The 15,409-nt window shown below is 72.8% G+C and carries 17 protein-coding genes; 11 read left to right on the top strand and 6 right to left on the bottom strand.

Annotated features, from left to right (window positions below; genetic code table 11):
* Nucleotides 1–18 precede the first annotated feature (18 nt).
* From KBX26_RS05575 to KBX26_RS05565, 3 genes are all read left to right on the top strand, one after another.
* On the top strand, nucleotides 19–531 hold the full coding sequence (locus KBX26_RS05575; protein ID WP_030327926.1) for a glycine cleavage system protein R: 513 nt from the start codon (nucleotides 19–21) through the stop codon (nucleotides 529–531).
* Complete coding sequence (locus KBX26_RS05570; RefSeq protein WP_245233493.1) at nucleotides 528–1,112, top strand: peptide deformylase; 585 nt, start codon at nucleotides 528–530, stop codon at nucleotides 1,110–1,112. The genes KBX26_RS05575 and KBX26_RS05570 overlap by 4 nt, the downstream gene beginning before the upstream one ends.
* Nucleotides 1,113–1,218: 106 nt before the next feature.
* The gene (locus KBX26_RS05565; RefSeq protein ID WP_030327923.1) at nucleotides 1,219–1,935 is read left to right on the top strand and encodes a hypothetical protein; all 717 of its coding nucleotides are present in this window, start codon (nucleotides 1,219–1,221) and stop codon (nucleotides 1,933–1,935) included.
* Between the two features lie 6 nt (nucleotides 1,936–1,941).
* On the opposite strand, the gene disA is transcribed toward KBX26_RS05565, so the two are convergent.
* The 4 genes from disA to KBX26_RS05545 all read right to left on the bottom strand — a co-directional run bounded on the left by disA (nucleotide 1,942) and on the right by KBX26_RS05545 (nucleotide 6,560).
* Nucleotides 1,942–3,126 carry a DNA integrity scanning diadenylate cyclase DisA gene (gene disA / locus KBX26_RS05560; RefSeq protein WP_030327921.1) on the bottom strand — a complete coding sequence of 395 codons (1,185 nt, stop codon included), beginning with the start codon at nucleotides 3,124–3,126 and terminating at the stop codon, nucleotides 1,942–1,944.
* 131 nt (nucleotides 3,127–3,257) lie between these two features.
* Nucleotides 3,258–4,715 (bottom strand): DNA repair protein RadA, encoded by a 1,458-nt coding sequence (gene radA / locus KBX26_RS05555; RefSeq protein WP_030327919.1) that lies wholly within the window; start codon nucleotides 4,713–4,715, stop codon nucleotides 3,258–3,260.
* Nucleotides 4,716–4,800: 85 nt separating this feature from the next.
* Nucleotides 4,801–5,580, bottom strand: a complete 780-nt coding sequence (locus tag KBX26_RS05550; RefSeq protein WP_030327917.1) for a hypothetical protein — start codon at nucleotides 5,578–5,580, stop codon at nucleotides 4,801–4,803.
* Between the two features lie 140 nt (nucleotides 5,581–5,720).
* Nucleotides 5,721–6,560 (bottom strand): UbiA family prenyltransferase, encoded by an 840-nt coding sequence (locus KBX26_RS05545; protein ID WP_374224214.1) that lies wholly within the window; start codon nucleotides 6,558–6,560, stop codon nucleotides 5,721–5,723.
* A 46-nt stretch (nucleotides 6,561–6,606) separates the two neighbouring features.
* Here KBX26_RS05545 and KBX26_RS05540 point away from each other — a divergent pair, with 46 nt between their 5' ends.
* The 4 genes from KBX26_RS05540 (at nucleotide 6,607) to KBX26_RS05525 (ending at nucleotide 10,402) form a co-directional block, all read left to right on the top strand.
* Complete coding sequence (locus tag KBX26_RS05540; protein WP_210864860.1) at nucleotides 6,607–7,380, top strand: methyltransferase domain-containing protein; 774 nt, start codon at nucleotides 6,607–6,609, stop codon at nucleotides 7,378–7,380.
* A gap of 42 nt (nucleotides 7,381–7,422) precedes the next feature.
* The gene (locus KBX26_RS05535) at nucleotides 7,423–8,589 is read left to right on the top strand and encodes an acyl-CoA dehydrogenase family protein (RefSeq protein WP_210864859.1); all 1,167 of its coding nucleotides are present in this window, start codon (nucleotides 7,423–7,425) and stop codon (nucleotides 8,587–8,589) included.
* A gap of 94 nt (nucleotides 8,590–8,683) precedes the next feature.
* A complete protein-coding gene (locus KBX26_RS05530) occupies nucleotides 8,684–9,733 on the top strand; it encodes a type III polyketide synthase (RefSeq protein ID WP_030327908.1) in 1,050 nt (349 codons plus the stop codon).
* 24 nt (nucleotides 9,734–9,757) lie between these two features.
* Nucleotides 9,758–10,402, top strand: a complete 645-nt coding sequence (locus KBX26_RS05525; protein ID WP_210864858.1) for a hypothetical protein — start codon at nucleotides 9,758–9,760, stop codon at nucleotides 10,400–10,402.
* A gap of 9 nt (nucleotides 10,403–10,411) precedes the next feature.
* Here the strand turns inward: KBX26_RS05525 and KBX26_RS05520 are convergent, their stop codons facing one another.
* Nucleotides 10,412–11,104: a hypothetical protein gene (locus tag KBX26_RS05520; RefSeq protein ID WP_210864857.1), complete on the bottom strand. Its 693-nt coding sequence runs from the start codon at nucleotides 11,102–11,104 to the stop codon at nucleotides 10,412–10,414.
* 328 nt (nucleotides 11,105–11,432) lie between these two features.
* Between KBX26_RS05520 and KBX26_RS05515 the strand changes: the two genes are divergently transcribed.
* Genes KBX26_RS05515 through KBX26_RS05500 form a run of 4 tightly spaced genes read left to right on the top strand, consistent with a single transcriptional unit; the run spans nucleotide 11,433 to nucleotide 14,208 of the window.
* Nucleotides 11,433–11,918 carry a CarD family transcriptional regulator gene (locus tag KBX26_RS05515; protein WP_007073334.1) on the top strand — a complete coding sequence of 162 codons (486 nt, stop codon included), beginning with the start codon at nucleotides 11,433–11,435 and terminating at the stop codon, nucleotides 11,916–11,918.
* 56 nt (nucleotides 11,919–11,974) lie between these two features.
* Nucleotides 11,975–12,670 carry a 2-C-methyl-D-erythritol 4-phosphate cytidylyltransferase gene (gene ispD / locus KBX26_RS05510; protein WP_210864856.1) on the top strand — a complete coding sequence of 232 codons (696 nt, stop codon included), beginning with the start codon at nucleotides 11,975–11,977 and terminating at the stop codon, nucleotides 12,668–12,670.
* A gap of 13 nt (nucleotides 12,671–12,683) precedes the next feature.
* Entirely contained in the window at nucleotides 12,684–13,169 is a 486-nt protein-coding gene (ispF, locus tag KBX26_RS05505; RefSeq protein ID WP_030327898.1) for a 2-C-methyl-D-erythritol 2,4-cyclodiphosphate synthase, read from the top strand.
* A gap of 10 nt (nucleotides 13,170–13,179) precedes the next feature.
* The gene (locus KBX26_RS05500; protein WP_210864855.1) at nucleotides 13,180–14,208 is read left to right on the top strand and encodes a lipopolysaccharide assembly protein LapB; all 1,029 of its coding nucleotides are present in this window, start codon (nucleotides 13,180–13,182) and stop codon (nucleotides 14,206–14,208) included.
* Here KBX26_RS05500 and KBX26_RS05495 read toward each other — a convergent pair.
* A complete protein-coding gene (locus tag KBX26_RS05495; RefSeq protein ID WP_210864854.1) occupies nucleotides 14,205–15,371 on the bottom strand; it encodes a homogentisate 1,2-dioxygenase in 1,167 nt (388 codons plus the stop codon). The two genes, KBX26_RS05500 and KBX26_RS05495, sit on opposite strands and share 4 nt — an antisense overlap.
* Between the last annotated feature and the right edge of the window lie 38 nt (nucleotides 15,372–15,409).

The raw sequence follows: 15,409 nt of genomic DNA, 5'->3' as shown, positions 1-15,409 counted from the left end.
ACGGGGGAGAATGCCCGGATGAACGAGCTCGCGATCACCGTCATCGGTCGGGACCGGCCGGGCATCGTGGCCGACGTCGCGGAGGTGCTGGCCCGACTGGGCGCGAACCTCACCGACAGCACGATGACGCGGCTGCGGGGGCATTTCGCGATGACCCTCATCTGCACCGGCCCGGCCGCCGCCGAGGTCGAGGCCGCACTGGCGTCACTGACCGCCGAGGGCCAGCTGCTGGCGACGGTACGCGCGGTCACACCGGACGGCGACGTGCCGCCGGCCGGTGAGCCGTACGTGATGGCGGTGCACGGTTCGGACCGGATGGGGATCGTCGCGGCGATGACCCGGGTGCTGGTGGACGCCGGGGGGAATGTCACCGACCTGAGCACCCGGTTGACCGGTGAGCTCTACGTGGTCCTGGCGGAGGTCGAGTTGCCGGCCGGGGTGGCGGACACTCTGGTTGACCGGCTACACCGGACGGCTGCCGAGCTGGGCGTGGAGGTCACCCTCCGGCCGGCGGACCCGGATCTGCTGTGACGGGCGAGGAGCGCGTGCCGGACGTCGAGGCGTACACCGGTCTGGGTGACTGGACGCCGGACTCGCTGTTGGTGCCTGGCGTGGTGCGGCCGGTGGTGTCCGCCCCGCACGCGGTGTTGAGCCGGGCCTCGGACGAGGTCGATCCCACCGCCGCGGAGACGGTCCAGTTGGCGGCCGACCTGGTGGCCACGATGCGGGTCTCGCCGGGCTGCGTCGGGCTGGCCGCACCGCAGGTCGGGGTGGGCGCTCGGGTCTTCGCTGTCGACGTGACCGGGCATCCGAAGGCGGTGACGGTGCACGGCACGTTCGTGCTGTGCAACGCGCGGGTGGTCGAGGCGACCCGGTGGAAGCCGGGCCGGGAGGGCTGCATGTCGGTGCCGGACCTGACCGGTGACGTGAAGCGGGCCAGCCGGCTGGTGGTGGAGGGTGACCTGCCGGGCAGTGGCGAGCCGGTCCGGTTGGTGACCGACGGCTTCGAAGCTCGGGCGTTGCAGCACGAGATCGACCACTGCGCGGGGCTGCTCTTCCTGGACCGGGTGGCCGGTGCGCACGCGATCTATCAGCGCAAGGTCTACCTGTGACCAGTGCGTCGTCTGTCCTCAGTGGACGGTGGGGCGTACCCCTCGAATCGGTTCCGGCGCGTCGCGCCGCACTGCCGGGTACGGCGCGGCTACGGTGGAGGGCATCATGCGTCTGACGGTCGGCCCCCTGCCACCCGCCGTGTACTGGCGGCGTCGCGCCGTCGTACTCGGAGCGGGGTTTCTGTTCCTGATTGTCCTGCTCTACTCCTGCACCGGTTCGGATCGGTCCGGCGGTCAGAAGCCGACGGCGGGAGGCACCCCGTCGGCGACGTCCTCCGCGACGTCTGATCCCGGCGGGCCGGTGTTGACACCGCAGACCGGGTCTCCGTCACCGCCCGCGCCCGCTGATTCGACTGCGACGACTCCGAGCCCGGCGATCACCAGCAACACCCCGCCGCTGGGCGCGGCGGCCGGTTCGGAGGACGACGGCACCTGCACCGACGGGGAGATCAGCGTGGTCTCGTCGGCGAGCCAGACCTCGGTGCAGCGAGGCGCGGTGGTCGAGCTGCAACTGAAGATCAAGAACACGTCGGACCGGACGTGCAGTCGCAACGTCGGCGCCGACCTGCAGGAGATCTTCATCAAGTCCGGTGCCGAGAAGGTCTGGTCGTCGGACACCTGCGGCAAGGTCCAGGGGTCGGACGTGCAGACCTTCACGCCGGGCTTCGTGCGCTCCTACGAGGTGCCGTGGAACGGGCGGGACACCAGCCGCTGCGACGGTGCGCTGGCCGGTGGGCCGTTCGCGCCGGTCGGGTCGTACCAGGTGTTCGCCAGGGTCGGCACGAAGCTCAGCGAGCCGGTGAAGCTGACCGTCGCCGGCTGAGCCCGCTCAGACGTAGCGTTCCAGGATGGATGCCTCGGCGAGCCGGGACAGTCCTTCACGGACGCCACGGGCCCGGGCGTCGCCGACCCCTTCGACGGCTTGCAGGTCCTCCACTGTCGCGCCGAGCAGCCGCTGGAGGCTGCCGAAGTGCAGCACCAGGCGGTCGACCACCGCCACCGGGAGCCGGGGCACCTTGGCCAGCAGTCGGAAGCCGCGCGGACTGACCGCGGCGTCGAGCGCGTCGGACGCCGCCGGGTAGCCGATCGCCTTGGCGACCGACACCAGGTCGATCAGCTCGGTGGCACCGAGCAGGTCCAGCTCGACAAGAGCCTCGTCCAGGGTGCGGGACTTGCGGCCGACCGGGAGGTAGTCCCGGATGACCAAGGTCCGGTCGGCGTCCACGCCGGCCATCAGCTCGTCGAGTTGCAGGGCGAGCAGGCGGCCGTCGGTGCCCAGCTCCACCACGTAGCCGGCGATCTCGTCGGCGATCCGGCGGACCATCTCCAGTCGCTGCACCACTGCCACCGCGTCCCGCACGGTGACCAGATCCTCGATCTCCAGGGCGGAGAGCGTGCCGGAGACCTCATCCAGCCGGAGCTTGTAGCGCTCCAGGGTGGCGAGCGCCTGGTTGGCGCGGGAGAGGATGGCCGCCGAGTCGTCGAGCACGTGTCGTTGACCGTTGACGTAGAGGCTGATGATCCGCATGGACTGGCTGACCGAGATGACCGGATAGCCGGTCTGGCGGGCCACCCGCTCGGCGGTGCGGTGCCGGGTGCCGGACTCTTCGGTCGGGATGGACGGGTCAGGCATCAGGTGCACGGCGGCCCGGACGATCCTGGTGCCGTCGCTGGAGAGCACAACGGCGCCGTCCATCTTGCACAGCTCGCGCACCCGGGTCGCGGAGAACTCCACGTCCAGCGGGAAGCCGCCGGTGCACAGGCCCTCGACCACCTTGTCGTAGCCGAGCACGATGAGCGCACCCGTGCGACCCCGCAGAATGCGCTCCAGACCGTCGCGCAGGGCGGTGCCCGGGGCCATTAGGGCGAGGTTGGCCCGCAGCGGATCTCCGGCGCTCCCGGCGGCCCCCGCAGTCACGCTCACGCTGATCGGGCGGGCGGGCGAGCCCACGGCGCCGGTGCGGGCCTGGGGCGGCGCGCCGGCTGGCTTGGTGGTATCGCGGTCGATCGGCACGGGCACAGTCTACGGACTGCCGTGCGGTGGGTGCTGTCGTGGTTACTGTGATGTGTCACGATGCCGCCCTCTCCGGCGTTTCCCGCTTACGACCCGCTGTCCGGTTTCGCCGCCCTCGTCGGCACGGTGGGTCACTCGGCGGACGCACGGGCCGCATGGTGCAGCGCCGAACGGACGTCGGTGACCTCGGTCACCCGCATCTGCTCGGGCCCGGCGCCGGTGCTGGCCGGGCCGCAGCCGGGCGGCACCAGGGCCACCTTGAACCCCAGCCGGGCCGCCTCGGCCAGTCGGCGCGGCACCGCCCCGACCCGCCGCACCTCGCCGGTCAGCCCCACCTCACCGATCGCCACCAGGTGCGGCGCGATCGCCAGGTTGAGCCCGCCGGAGGCGACCGCCAGGGCCACCGCCAGGTCGGCGGCCGGCTCCACCACCCGGATCCCGCCCACGGTGGCGGCGAAAACCTCCCGGTCGTGCAGGGTCAGCCGCTCGGTGCGCCGTTGCAGCACCGCGAGCACCATCGCCAGTCGCGCCGAGTCGAGGCCGGAGACGGTGCGTCGGGGAGAGCCCGCCACCGTCGCGCCGATCAGCGCCTGCACCTCGGTGACCAGCGCCCGCCGCCCTTCCATTGCCACCGTGACGCAGGTGCCCGGGACCGGCTCCGCGTAGCGGGTCAGGAACAGCCCGGACGGGTCGGCCAGGCTGCTGATGCCGCCCTCGTGCATCTCGAAGCAGCCGACCTCGTCGGCCGCGCCGAACCTGTTCTTCACGCCGCGCACCAGGCGCAGCGACGAGTGCTTGTCGCCCTCGAAGTGCAGCACCACATCGACCAGGTGCTCAAGCACCCGAGGCCCGGCCACCTGGCCGTCCTTGGTGACGTGCCCGACCAGCACGGTGGCGATGCCCCGCTCCTTGGCGACCGACACCAGCGCCGCGGTGACCGCGCGGACCTGGGTCACCCCACCGGGCACCCCTTCGGTGCCGGTCGTCGAGATGGTCTGCACCGAGTCGAGCACCAACAGGCCCGGCTTGACCGCGTCGAGGTGCCCGAGCACCGAGGCCAGGTCGCTCTCCGCGGCGAGGTAGAGCTGCTCGTGCAGGGTGCCCATCCGCTCGGCGCGCAGCCGCACCTGACTCACCGACTCTTCGCCGCTGACCACCAGCGAAGGGCTGCCGGCATTGACCGCCCACTGCTGTGCCACATCGAGCAGGAGGGTCGACTTGCCCACGCCGGGCTCGCCGGCGAGCAACACCACGGCACCGGGGACCAGGCCGCCGCCGAGCACCCGGTCCAGCTCGCTGACCCCGGTGGGACGGGCGCGGGCCGGAGCGGCGCTGATGGTGGCGATCGGCCGGGCCGGCTCGGCCGGCATCCGGGAGCTGACCACCCGACCGGAGACGGTCGGGCCGGTCACCGTGCTCTCGACCACCGCCCCCCACTCGCCGCACTCCGGGCAGCGCCCCACCCACTTGGGCGGCTGGTGCCCGCAGGCGTCGCACTGGTAGGCCGGACGCGGTTCGCGGGCGGCGGACCGAGCACGGGCGGCACCGGCCGTGCCGCCACGCGGAGGGGTCGATCGGGACGTGGTCACATCAGGACGCTAGCCCCCGCGTACGACGAAAACACCCCGGCGTGGTGGTCACCACGCCGGGGCGTTCGTCGATGTGCGCTACGGGTCACTCGTGGGTCGTGCCGCCCTCGTCGCCCTCGTAGCCGCCCTCGCGCTCGATGATCGGCGACGGAGGGGCCGCCGGGGTGAGCGGCACCGCGACCGGCGCCTGGCCGGTGACCGTGTTGCCGTTGCCGAAGTCGAAGGTCACCACGACGTTCTGACCGGAGCGCAGCGCCTCGGTCAGGCCGATCAGCCGGAGCTGCGAGGTGGCCTCGGAGTTGAACTGGATGTAGCTCAACGGCGCCAGCTCGATCCGGGCCGGCTGGCCCGGAGCGGCCGGGCTGGCCGAACCGGACGCCCGCGCCGACTCCGGGGCGGACGGGGTGGCCGAGGACGACCCGGTCTCGGACGGCGTCGCCGACGGGCTCGGCGAACCCGAGGTGGAGTTCGACGGGCTGGCCGAACCGGACGGCGACGGGCTCTCCGAGGCGGACTCCGAGGCGGATGGCGACGGGCTCGCCGAGCCGCCGCTGATCACCACCTCGCGGGCGCTCTCGGTGGTGACGGTGACCGTCACCGTCTCCTTGGAGTCGTTGTAGATCACGGCGCCGAGGCCGGCGTCCTGCCCGGCCCGGTAACCCTCGGTGCCCGGGTAGTCCACCAGCAGGCCCCGCACCGAGAAGGAACCGTTGTCGGTCGTGAGGTTGACGCCCTGGACCGACGGCTCCTTCAACGCGGTCTCGGCGATCTGACCGGCGCCGCATCCCGAAGCCAGCAGGCTGGCCGCCGCAATCCCGGACAGCAACAGGGCCGCCCGCCGGGATCCCCTGATCGAGCGCGTCACGTCGGTCCTCCTCGTCACAATCCCCACCCGGGCCGTACGCCGGGCACGGTGGCCATACCCGCGCAGACCGCGCTCCAGGGTAGTTGGGGCTGATCGAGGCCCGCACGCGGACCCGGCAATGCCACCTGGCCGGGTGGCGTTCAGACCACCCGACCGCTCGCCACCAGCAGAACCACGTCGATGAGGGCCACCAGCATGACCGCCCGGAAGGCCGCCACCGGCCGCTGACCGGCCCGGCTCGCCGAGCGTCCGGCGTACCAGCTCAGCGGCGGCACCACGGCGGCCGTGCCGACCGCCGCCCAGCCGATCGCCGACGGCGGCCCGGGTGGCCCGAGGACCAGGGCCGCGGTCGCCGCGAGCAGGAGACCCGCCGCGGCCGCCCGGCTGCCGGCGGCGCCCAACCGGTGGGGCAGGCCGCGCACGCCGGTGCGGGCGTCGTCGGCCAGGTCGGGCAGCACGTTGGCGAAGTGCGCGCCGGCGCCCAGACAGGCCGCCGCCGCCACCAGCCAGACGGGCGGGGCCGGCTGACCGGGCAGTGCCAGCACCACGAAGGCGGGCAGCGCGCCGAACGACACGGCGTAGGGCAGCACCGAGAACGCGGTGGCCTTGAGCGGCCAGTCGTAGAGCAGGGCGGAGACCAGGGCGAGGGTCAGCCAGAACGCCGCCGCCGGGTTCGTGGTCAGCGCCAGCAGAGGGCAGGCCACCGCAGCCACCACGGCGGCCCAGGCCGTGACGCGCCGACCGACCGCGCCACTGGCGACCGGCTTGTCGGTACGCCCCACAGTGGCGTCCCGCTCGGCGTCCAGCGCGTCGTTGGTCCAGCCGACAGCGAGCTGGCTCGCCAGCACGGCGAGCACCACCGAGACGATTCCGGCCGGCCGGTGGCCCACTCCCCACGCCAGCAGACCGGCCACCGTGGTCACCGCCGCGGCCGGTTCCGGATGGCTCGCTCTGACCAGCCCTAACACCCTCGACGACATAAGGGAAGTCTGGTCGTTACCGAGCAGTCGTGCCACGCTCGGTTCCATGCGAGACGTGGCTGCGGCCGGGGCGTCCACCGGGCCGAGGGTGCTGCCGCGAAACGATCCGCGTCAGTACGACGATCTGGCCGGTGAGTGGTGGCGGCCCGACGGCGCGTTCGCGATGCTGCACTGGTTGGCGGAGGCGCGTGCGGCGCTGGTGCCGCCGGCCACCCGTGCGGGCGCGGTGCTCGTCGATCTGGGTTGCGGTGCCGGCCTGCTCGCGCCGCACCTGGCCGGCAGGGGCTACCGCCACGTCGGGGTGGATCTGACCCGCTCGGCCCTCGTCCAGGCGGCCGAGCACGGGGTCAGCGTGATCCACGGTGACGCCACTGCCGTTCCGCTGCCCGACGGCTGCGCCGACGTGGTCTCCGCCGGCGAGTTGCTGGAGCACGTGCCGGACTGGCCGCGGGCGGTGGCCGAGGCGTGCCGGCTGTTGCGCCCGGGTGGCGTGCTGGTGCTGGACACCCTGAACGACACGGCGCTGGCCCGGCTCGTCGCGGTCCGGATCGCCGAGCGGCTGCCGACGGTTCCGCGCGGCATTCACGATCCTCGGTTGTTCGTGGACGCCCGAGCGCTGGTCGCCGAGTGCGCCCGACACGGTGTCGACCTGCGGCTGCGCGGCATCCGGCCGCAGGTCGGCGGGGTGCTCGCCTGGCTGCTGCGCCGCGCCCGCGCGGCCGGAACGCCCGGTGCGGTGCCCGCCGGCCGGGCGCCGCGCATCGTGCCGACCCGCTCCACCGCCGTGCTCTACCAGGGCCGGGGGGTCCGCAAAGGATAGTCAGGCCGTGGCGGGGGTATGGAACGCCAAGGAGGGGACGAGATGACGGTGCACGCGCTTGAGGCAGCTCGCCGGTTGGCACCACGGTTCGCCGCACGCGCGGCCGAGCACGACCGGGACGGTTCCTTCCCTGTGGACGACTTCGCCGACCTGCGCGAGGCTGGCCTGTTCGGGCTGATGGTGCCCCGGGCGCTCGGCGGGCTGGGCGCCACCTTCGCCGAGTACGCCGCGGTGGCCACTGAGCTTGCCCGGGGCAACGGTGCGACCGCCCTGGTGTTCAACATGCACGCCTCGGTGACCGGTGCGCTCGGTGCGGTCACCGAGGAGTTGGCCGAGGCGCTGGGCGTACCGGACGAGGCGCTGGCCGCCCGCGACCGGCTGCTCAGCGCGGCGGCGCAGGGCTCCTGGTACGCGGTCGCGATGAGCGAGCGGGGCGCGGGCGCGCGGTTGTCCCAGCTGAGCACCTCGTACACGCCGATCGACGGGGGCTGGCAGCTCAAGGGCAGCAAGACCTTCTGCTCCGGTGCCGGGCACGCGGACGGCTACCTGGTGGCGGCACGCAGCGCTGCCGACCAGTCGGTGGTGTCCCAGTTCCTGGTGCCGGCCGGTGACGGGCTGACAGTGGAGCCGACCTGGGATTCGCTCGGCATGCGCGCCACCTCCTCCCACGACCTGCACCTGGACGTCAGCGTGCCCGCCGACCGGCTGCTCGGTGGGGTGGAAGGGCTGGCGCTGGTGGTCGCCCAACTGATGCCGCACTGGCTGGTGGCCAGCTACGCGGCGGTCTACGTGGGGGTGGCCCGCGCGGCGATCGACGCGGCGGCCGAGCACCTCAACGCCCGCAATCTGGCCGGTCTGCCGGCGGTGCGGGCCCGGCTGGGTCGGGCGGACGCGGCGACGGCCGCCGCGCAGCTGGTGGTGGCGGAGGCGGCCCGCCGGGTGGACGAGGCGCCCGGTGACGAGGAGACCAACCGGTGGGTGTGGCGGGCGAAGCTGCTGGCCGGCACCACAGCCGCCGAGGTGGCGGCGTCGGTGTTGGAGGCGGCGGGCACCTCGGCGACCCGCCGTGGTCATCCGCTGGAGCGGCTCTACCGCGATGCCCGCTGCGGGTCACTGCACCCGGCCACGTCGGATGTCTGCGCCGACTGGCTCGGCATCGCCGCACTGGGTGGCGACCCGGATCGTGACGGATCGGCACCACGTTGGTGAGCCCGCGCCACCGGGCTCGTACGGGAGAACGACCAGCCGGGGTGGCTGGTGGGACGGCCAGGGGGAGGACAGCATCTGACGAGAGGTGGGGATCGTGTCCGTACCAGTGATCGCGGGGCTCGGGACAGCGCAGCCGCCGTCCGCTTCGCAGGACGAGTTGTGGGAGGGTTTCTTCTCCCGGCACTTCTCCGGCACCACCCGGTCGTTGGCGCAGCGAATTTTCGCCAACTCCGGGGTGACCCGGCGGCAGGCTGCGGTGAACCCGCTGCTGGAGGACGTTTCGGACTGGCCGACCGAGCGCCGGATGCGCCGCTACCAGGTGGAGGCGCTGCCGTTGGGCAAGGAGGCGGTGGGCCGAGCGTTGACAGCCGCCGGGTTGAGTGCCGGCGACATCGGGCTGTTCATCGTCTGCTCCTGCACCGGGTACGCCACTCCGGGGCTGGACATCCTGCTCGCCCGGGACCTGGGCATGGCCGCGGACACCCAGCGGATGGTCATCGGCCACATGGGTTGTTACGCGGCACTGCCGGGTCTCGGCGCGGCGAGTGACTTCGTCACCGCCCGGGGGCGTCCGGCGCTGCTGCTCTGCGCGGAGCTGACCAGCCTGCACATCCAGCCGTCCAGCGCCCGGGTGGACACCCAGCAGATCGTCTCCCACGCGCTCTTCTCGGACGCCGCGGTCGCCGCCGTGGTCGTGCCGGGCGGCCCGGGGTACGCGGTGCGCGAGGTCACCGCCGTCACCGACACCTCGACCGCCGATCACATGACCTGGGACGTCACCGACGCGGGGTTCCGGATGGGGCTGTCGCCGAAGGTGCCGCAGGTGCTGTCCAGGCACGTCCGTGGGCTCGTCGACGAGCTGTTGGCCCGGCACGGCGTCACCAGCTCCGAGGTGGACGGTTGGGCGGTGCACCCGGGCGGGCCGCGGATCCTCAACGTGGTCGAGCGGGAGCTGGCGCTGCCCCCGCTGGGGCTGGCGGCGTCCCGGGCGACGCTCGACGAGCACGGCAACTGCTCGTCGCCGACGGTGCTGCTGATCCTGGACCGGTTGGGCCGGGCGACACCGGCGGCCCGGCGCATCGTCATGCTGGCCTTCGGCCCCGGCCTCACCCTGTACGCCGCCCTTCTCGATCGACAGGACTGAACCTCCGACCGGTACGCTCGTGCCGTGGATGCGACCTTGGACGATCGGCTGCGTTCGGTGGTGCTGTTCGGCGCCGCGGCGGCCGTCCTGGTCGTCGGTGGCTGGTGGTGGCACGCTGCCGAACCGTCGTCGACGGCCGGGGCGGCTGCCCCTCCCTCGGCGGCGCCGAGGGCCGAGCAGAGCGTCAGCACCCCGTTGGAGCGGGCCATGGCGGGGGCGGAGCCCGACGAGCGGGTGACGGTGCGGCTGGACCCGGACAGCGGCGAGATTACCCGGGGGCGGAACGGCGCGTGGGCGGTGCTCGACCCGGCAACGGGCTCGCCCACCGAGACCGAGGGCGGCCCCGCAGTGCTCTCCCCTGCTGGTGAACTGCCACAGTTCCACGAGACGATCTGGCGGGAGGAGCGGGAACTGGCTCCTGGTCAGGAAGTGACCCGGCAGGCCGGCAACGGCGCCGACCGCTACCTGCTCCAGTACCGGTGCACCCGGCTCGGCACGATGGTCGTGACGAGCGCCGGGGCCAGGATCGCCGGCGAGTCGCGCATCGACTGCGACGGCACGATCGCCACTGCCGAGGTGCTGCCCGAAAACGGGTCGTTCCTGGTGTCGCTGTCGGCCGTCGACCGGCCCATAGACATCGAGGTGCAGCTTGTCGCGCTGCCCCGCTAGATCCGGCGCTCAGGCGGCGAGGGCGCTCAGGTCGCTCCGGTAGGACTCGACGGTGCCCAGGTCGGGCAGGACCCGGGTCACTGTGCCGGCCCTGTCGACAAGCAGGGCGGTGGCGGTGCCGGGCCGGGCCGGTTGACCCAGGAACGAGCGCAGCCCGCCGGCCGGGTCGGCCAGGACGTGCGCCTGCCGCTGGGTGGTCGGCCCGGCCGGGGCGCTGCGCCCTGCGGTGACGGTGACCACGGAGACGTCGGCGGGTGCTGCTGCCAGGGCCTCGCTGACCCGGTCCGGGCAGGGGCAGCCGTCCAACAGGATGATCATGGCGGGTAGCAGGCCGCGCAGTGGCACTGGTGCGTCCTGGGCGTCGACCAGGTCCAGTGCGGGCAGCGCCTGCCCGGTCAGGCTGGCCGGTGGTGAGTAGGGGGTCGGGCTCGGGCGCTCGGTGCCGCGGTTGGCCCGGGGCCAGGTGACCACCAGCAGGCCGGCCAGCGTGGTGACGACCGCCACCAGCAGGACCAGCAGCGGCAGCCCCAGAGCCCGGTGACCGCCGGGGAGGCCGCTGGCCCGACGGAGCTCACGGCGGACCTGGGCCGCCTCGGCGGCCAGCGCGGAGGCGTCGTCGGGGACCACCACCCGGCCCCATTCGGGAGGCAGGCCGGGCAGGCCGTCGGCTGGCCCGTTACCTTCTGCGTCCGGCTTGCCCATCGGACCTCCTGGAAGCGTCTCGAGAGCTGAGTGCGGCTCGGTCTCCAGGGTCGCGCACCGGGGGCTCCTCCCGCTACATCTGGGCGCGGTCCGGCTGGCCGGGCTACCATGGGAGGAGCGCATAGCCCTTGATCTCGACGTTCTGTTCACCCGTACCGGGCAGTCATTTGCGCGTTACGGAGCGTGTTCGAACCATCGGTTTGACCGCCTGTCAAGCTGAAGCAAGACCTCTCACAGGGCCCCTGAGCTGCGCCAACGGTCAGGACATCGGTGAGACATCGGTGCCTGAGCGTGTTACCCTAGACACAGCGAAAGGGGTTTCGAACCTATGGTTTTCAGTGTCGGCGAGACCGTTGTTTACCCCCACCACGGGGCCGCACTCATCGAGGCAATCGAGACTCGGGTCATCAAGGGCGAGCCTAAGCAATACCTCGTCCTGAGGGTCGCGCAGGGTGACCTGACGGTCCGGGTGCCGGCCGAGAACGCCGAGATCGTGGGCGTCCGTGAGGTGGTCGGCGAAGAGGGCCTCGGGAAGGTCTTCGACGTTCTGCGGGCTCCGCACACCGAGGAGCCGACCAACTGGTCGCGGCGTTACAAGGCCAATCTGGAAAAGCTGGCTTCCGGCAACCCGCTGAAGGTCGCCGAGGTCGTGCGTGACCTGTGGCGCCGGGAGCGGGAGCGGGGCCTCTCTGCGGGCGAGAAGCGGATGCTCGCCAAGGCCCGCGACATTCTCGTCGGCGAGGTCGCGCTGGCTGAGAAGAGCACCAAGGATGAGGCGGAGACGCTGCTCGACAAGGTTCTCACCGAGGCCTAGTCCGCACAGCATCGTCGTACCCACTTCGTAGTGAAGAAACCACCGAGGACCGCGACGTGACCGCGCAGCTCAATCCGCGCGGTGACGTCGCGGTCCTCGTGCCCGCGGCGGGTGCCGGCGTACGGCTCGGTCCCGGCCGACCCAAGGCGCTGCGCCTGCTCGCCGGTGAGCCGCTGTTGGTGCACGCCGTACGTCGACTGGCTGCCGCGCCCTCCGTGCACACCATCGTGGTGGCCGCGCCGACCGCCGAGGTGCAGGGCGTCCGCGAGCTGTTGGCCCCGGTCGCGCCGGTGATCGTGGTGCCCGGAGGGGCGGAACGGCAGGCGTCGGTCGCCGCCGCGCTGGCCGCCGTGCCGGCCGGCCCGACGATCGTCCTGGTGCACGATGCCGCCAGGGCGCTCACCCCGCCCGAGCTTGTCGAATCCGTCGCGGCGGCGGTCCGGAGCGGGCGTGACGCGGTGATCCCGGTCCTGCCGGTCGTCGACACCATCAAGGAGGTCGGCGCCGGCGAGGTGGTGCTCGGCACCGTCGACAGGTCCGCCCTGCGGGCGGTGCAGACCCCGCAGGGTTTCCGCCGGGCCGTGCTCAGCGCCGCGCACGCCGCTGCCGGTGACTCCCTCACCGACGACGCCGGGCTGGTCGAGAAGCAGGGTGTCGAGGTGAGCTGCGTGCCCGGCTCGGAGTACGCAGTGAAAATCACCCGACCGTTCGACCTGGCCCTGGCGGAGCATCTGCTTGCCACGACCGGTTGACGCGTACCCTCTGATCATGATCGTTCCTCGGGTGGCCATCGGGACCGACGTGCACGCGTTCGAGCCGGGCCGGCCGTGCTGGGTGGCCGGGCTGCTCTGGCCCGACCAGGACGGCCTCGCCGGGCACTCGGACGCCGACGTGGTCGCGCACGCCGCCTGCAACGCGCTGCTCTCCGCCGCCGGTCTCGGTGATCTCGGTTCCGCCTTCGGGGTTGACCAGCCGGAGTGGGCCGGCGCGTCCGGGGTGGCGCTGCTGACCGAGACGGCCCGCCGGGTGCGGGCCGTCGGCCTGGAGATCGGCAACGTGTCGGTGCAGGTCATCGGCAACCGTCCCAAGATCGGCCGGCGCCGCGCGGAGGCGCAGGAGGTCCTCTCCGCCGCGGTCGGCGCCCCGGTCACCGTCTCGGCGGCGACCACCGACGGGCTCGGCTTCGCCGGTCGTGAGGAAGGGCTGGCCGGGATCGCGGTGGCCCTGGTGTACGACGCTCCGGCCGCCTAGGCTCGCCGCGATGTCCAGCGACCCCGCCCCCGACCAGTCCGCCGCCGACGGCTACGTCCAGCGGGCTCAACTCCTCGCCGAGCTCGGCCGCTACGACGAGGCGGCGGGGGAGTTGGCCTACGGTTTGGCCCTCCAGCCGGATGACGTGGACGCGCTCACCATGCTGGCCCGGGTGCACCTGGCCGCCGACCGCCCGGCCGAGGCGCTCACCGCCGCCGACACGGCAGTGGCCGTCGCGGCGGAGGCGGTGCCACCACTGGTCGCCAGGGGGATGGCGCTGGCCGATCTGGAGCGCTACGCGGAGGCGGCGGCCACGGCCGACCGGATCCTCGCCCTCGGCCCGACCGACGCGTACGCCCAGCGGAGCGCGGCGGCGATCCTGGCCGGCGCCCGCAACGGTCAGCCGGCGCTGAACGCGGCCTGGCGTGGTGTCGAGCTGGCCCCGCAGGAGCCGCAGGCGCACCTGGTGCTCAGCCTGGTCGCCGCCCGGTTGAACCTGTTCGACCTGGCGGAGCGGGCCTACCGGGAGGCGCTGCGGCTCGACCCGCGGATCGCCGAGGCCGGCCACGACGTGGGGGTCATGCGGCTGGAGCAGCGCCGCTGGTCGGAGGCGTTGGCGCACATCGCCGAGGCGGTGACGGTCAGCCCGAGCCGGATCGACTCGCCACGGACCCTCGCGTACGGGCTGCACCGCCTGGTGCTCTACGGCGCGGGCTGGTCGCTGGTCGCGGCGGTGCTTGTCGCGTTCGCGGCGTCGGCGGGCGACGGGTTCTCCCGCATCCTGGCGGTGCTCGCCGCGCTCACCGGGGGCATCGTCGTCTGGCAGCTCGGTGCCCGGCTGCCGGGGCTGACCCGGAGCGTCCTGCCCGCTCTGCTGCGCGCGGACCGCACGATGGCCCTGGCGATCTACGCCGTGGCCGCCGCGCCGCTGCTGCTGCTGGTGTACGCCATGGTCGGCTCACCGTGGCCCCTGGTGCTGGCCATCGCCGTCACCGCGGTTGCCGAGTTCGCCGTCTTCACCCGAACCGCCGTCCGCTAGGCGCGACGCGCCCACGTCCAGGCGTACCCCTCGTCCTCACAGGCGCTGGCGGCGTCGCAGAGATCCAGCGGGCGGAAGGTGTCGACCATGACGGCCAACTCGTCGAAGTAGTCCGCGCCGATGGAACGCTCGGCGGCACCCGGCTGGGGGCCGTGGGTGAAACCGGACGGGTGCAGCGAGATCGAGCCCTGCTCGATGCCGGAGCCGCGCCGTGCCTCGTAGTTGCCCCCGGTGTAGAAGAGCATCTCGTCGGAGTCGACGTTGTGGTGGTTGTACGGCACCGGGATCGACTGTGGGTGGTAGTCGACCTTGCGGGGCACGAACGAGCAGATGACGAAGTTGGGCCCCTGGAAGGTCTGGTGCACCGGTGGGGGCTGGTGGATGCGGCCGGTGATCGGCTCGAAGTCGTGGATGGAGAACGCCCACGGGTAGAGGTGCCCGTCCCAGCCGACCACGTCGAACGGGTGGTTGGCGTAGACGTAGCGGGTCCAACCGCGCCGGTGCCGGACGAGCACCTCGACCTCTTCGCCGTCGACGAGCAGCGGGGCGTCGGGGCCCCGGACGTCCCGCTCGCAGTACGGCGAGTGCTCCAGGAACTGGCCGCGTACGGAGAGGTAGCGCTTGGGCGGGCCGATGTGCCCGGACGCCTCGACGGCGAGCAGCCGGACGGGCTGGTCGCCGGTGGGCACCAGCCGGTGGATGGTCGAGGTGGGGATGACGACGTAGTCGCCGGCGACCGCGTCCAGCACCCCGAACGGGGACTCGACCCGCAGCGTGCCGGCCTCGACGTAGAGGCAGTGGTCGCCGGTGGCGTCGCGGAACAGCGGTGAGGGCCGGTCGGCGAGGACGTACCCGATCCGGACGTCGTCGTTGGCGAGCAGGTACTGCCGGCCGAGGATGGGGTCGGAGCCGCCGGTGTCCAGTTTGTGGGTGCGCAGGTGGCGGGGTTTGAGCGGCAGGTTCGGTGCCCGGGTGAACGTGGGCGGGGTGAACTCGTCGGCGGCCAGGATCGCGGTGGGCGCGTGCCGGTGGTAGAGCAGCGACGAGTCGGAGGAGAAGCCCTCCTGGCCCATCAGCTCCTCGGCGTAGAGGCTGCCGTCGGGCTGCCGGAACTGGGTGTGGCGCTTGCGCGGCACCTCGCCGACGCTGCGGTAATACGGCATCTCGCCTCCCGAGGGGTTCCGTCCACCGGCCGAAGGCG

Origin of the sequence: Micromonospora sp. C97, assembly GCF_018070385.1 — a bacterium.
In the GTDB taxonomy this organism is placed as follows: domain Bacteria; phylum Actinomycetota; class Actinomycetes; order Mycobacteriales; family Micromonosporaceae; genus Micromonospora; species Micromonospora parva.
The sequence above is the reverse complement of the archived record's forward strand: the minus strand, read 5'-3'. Positions and strand labels throughout refer to the sequence as shown.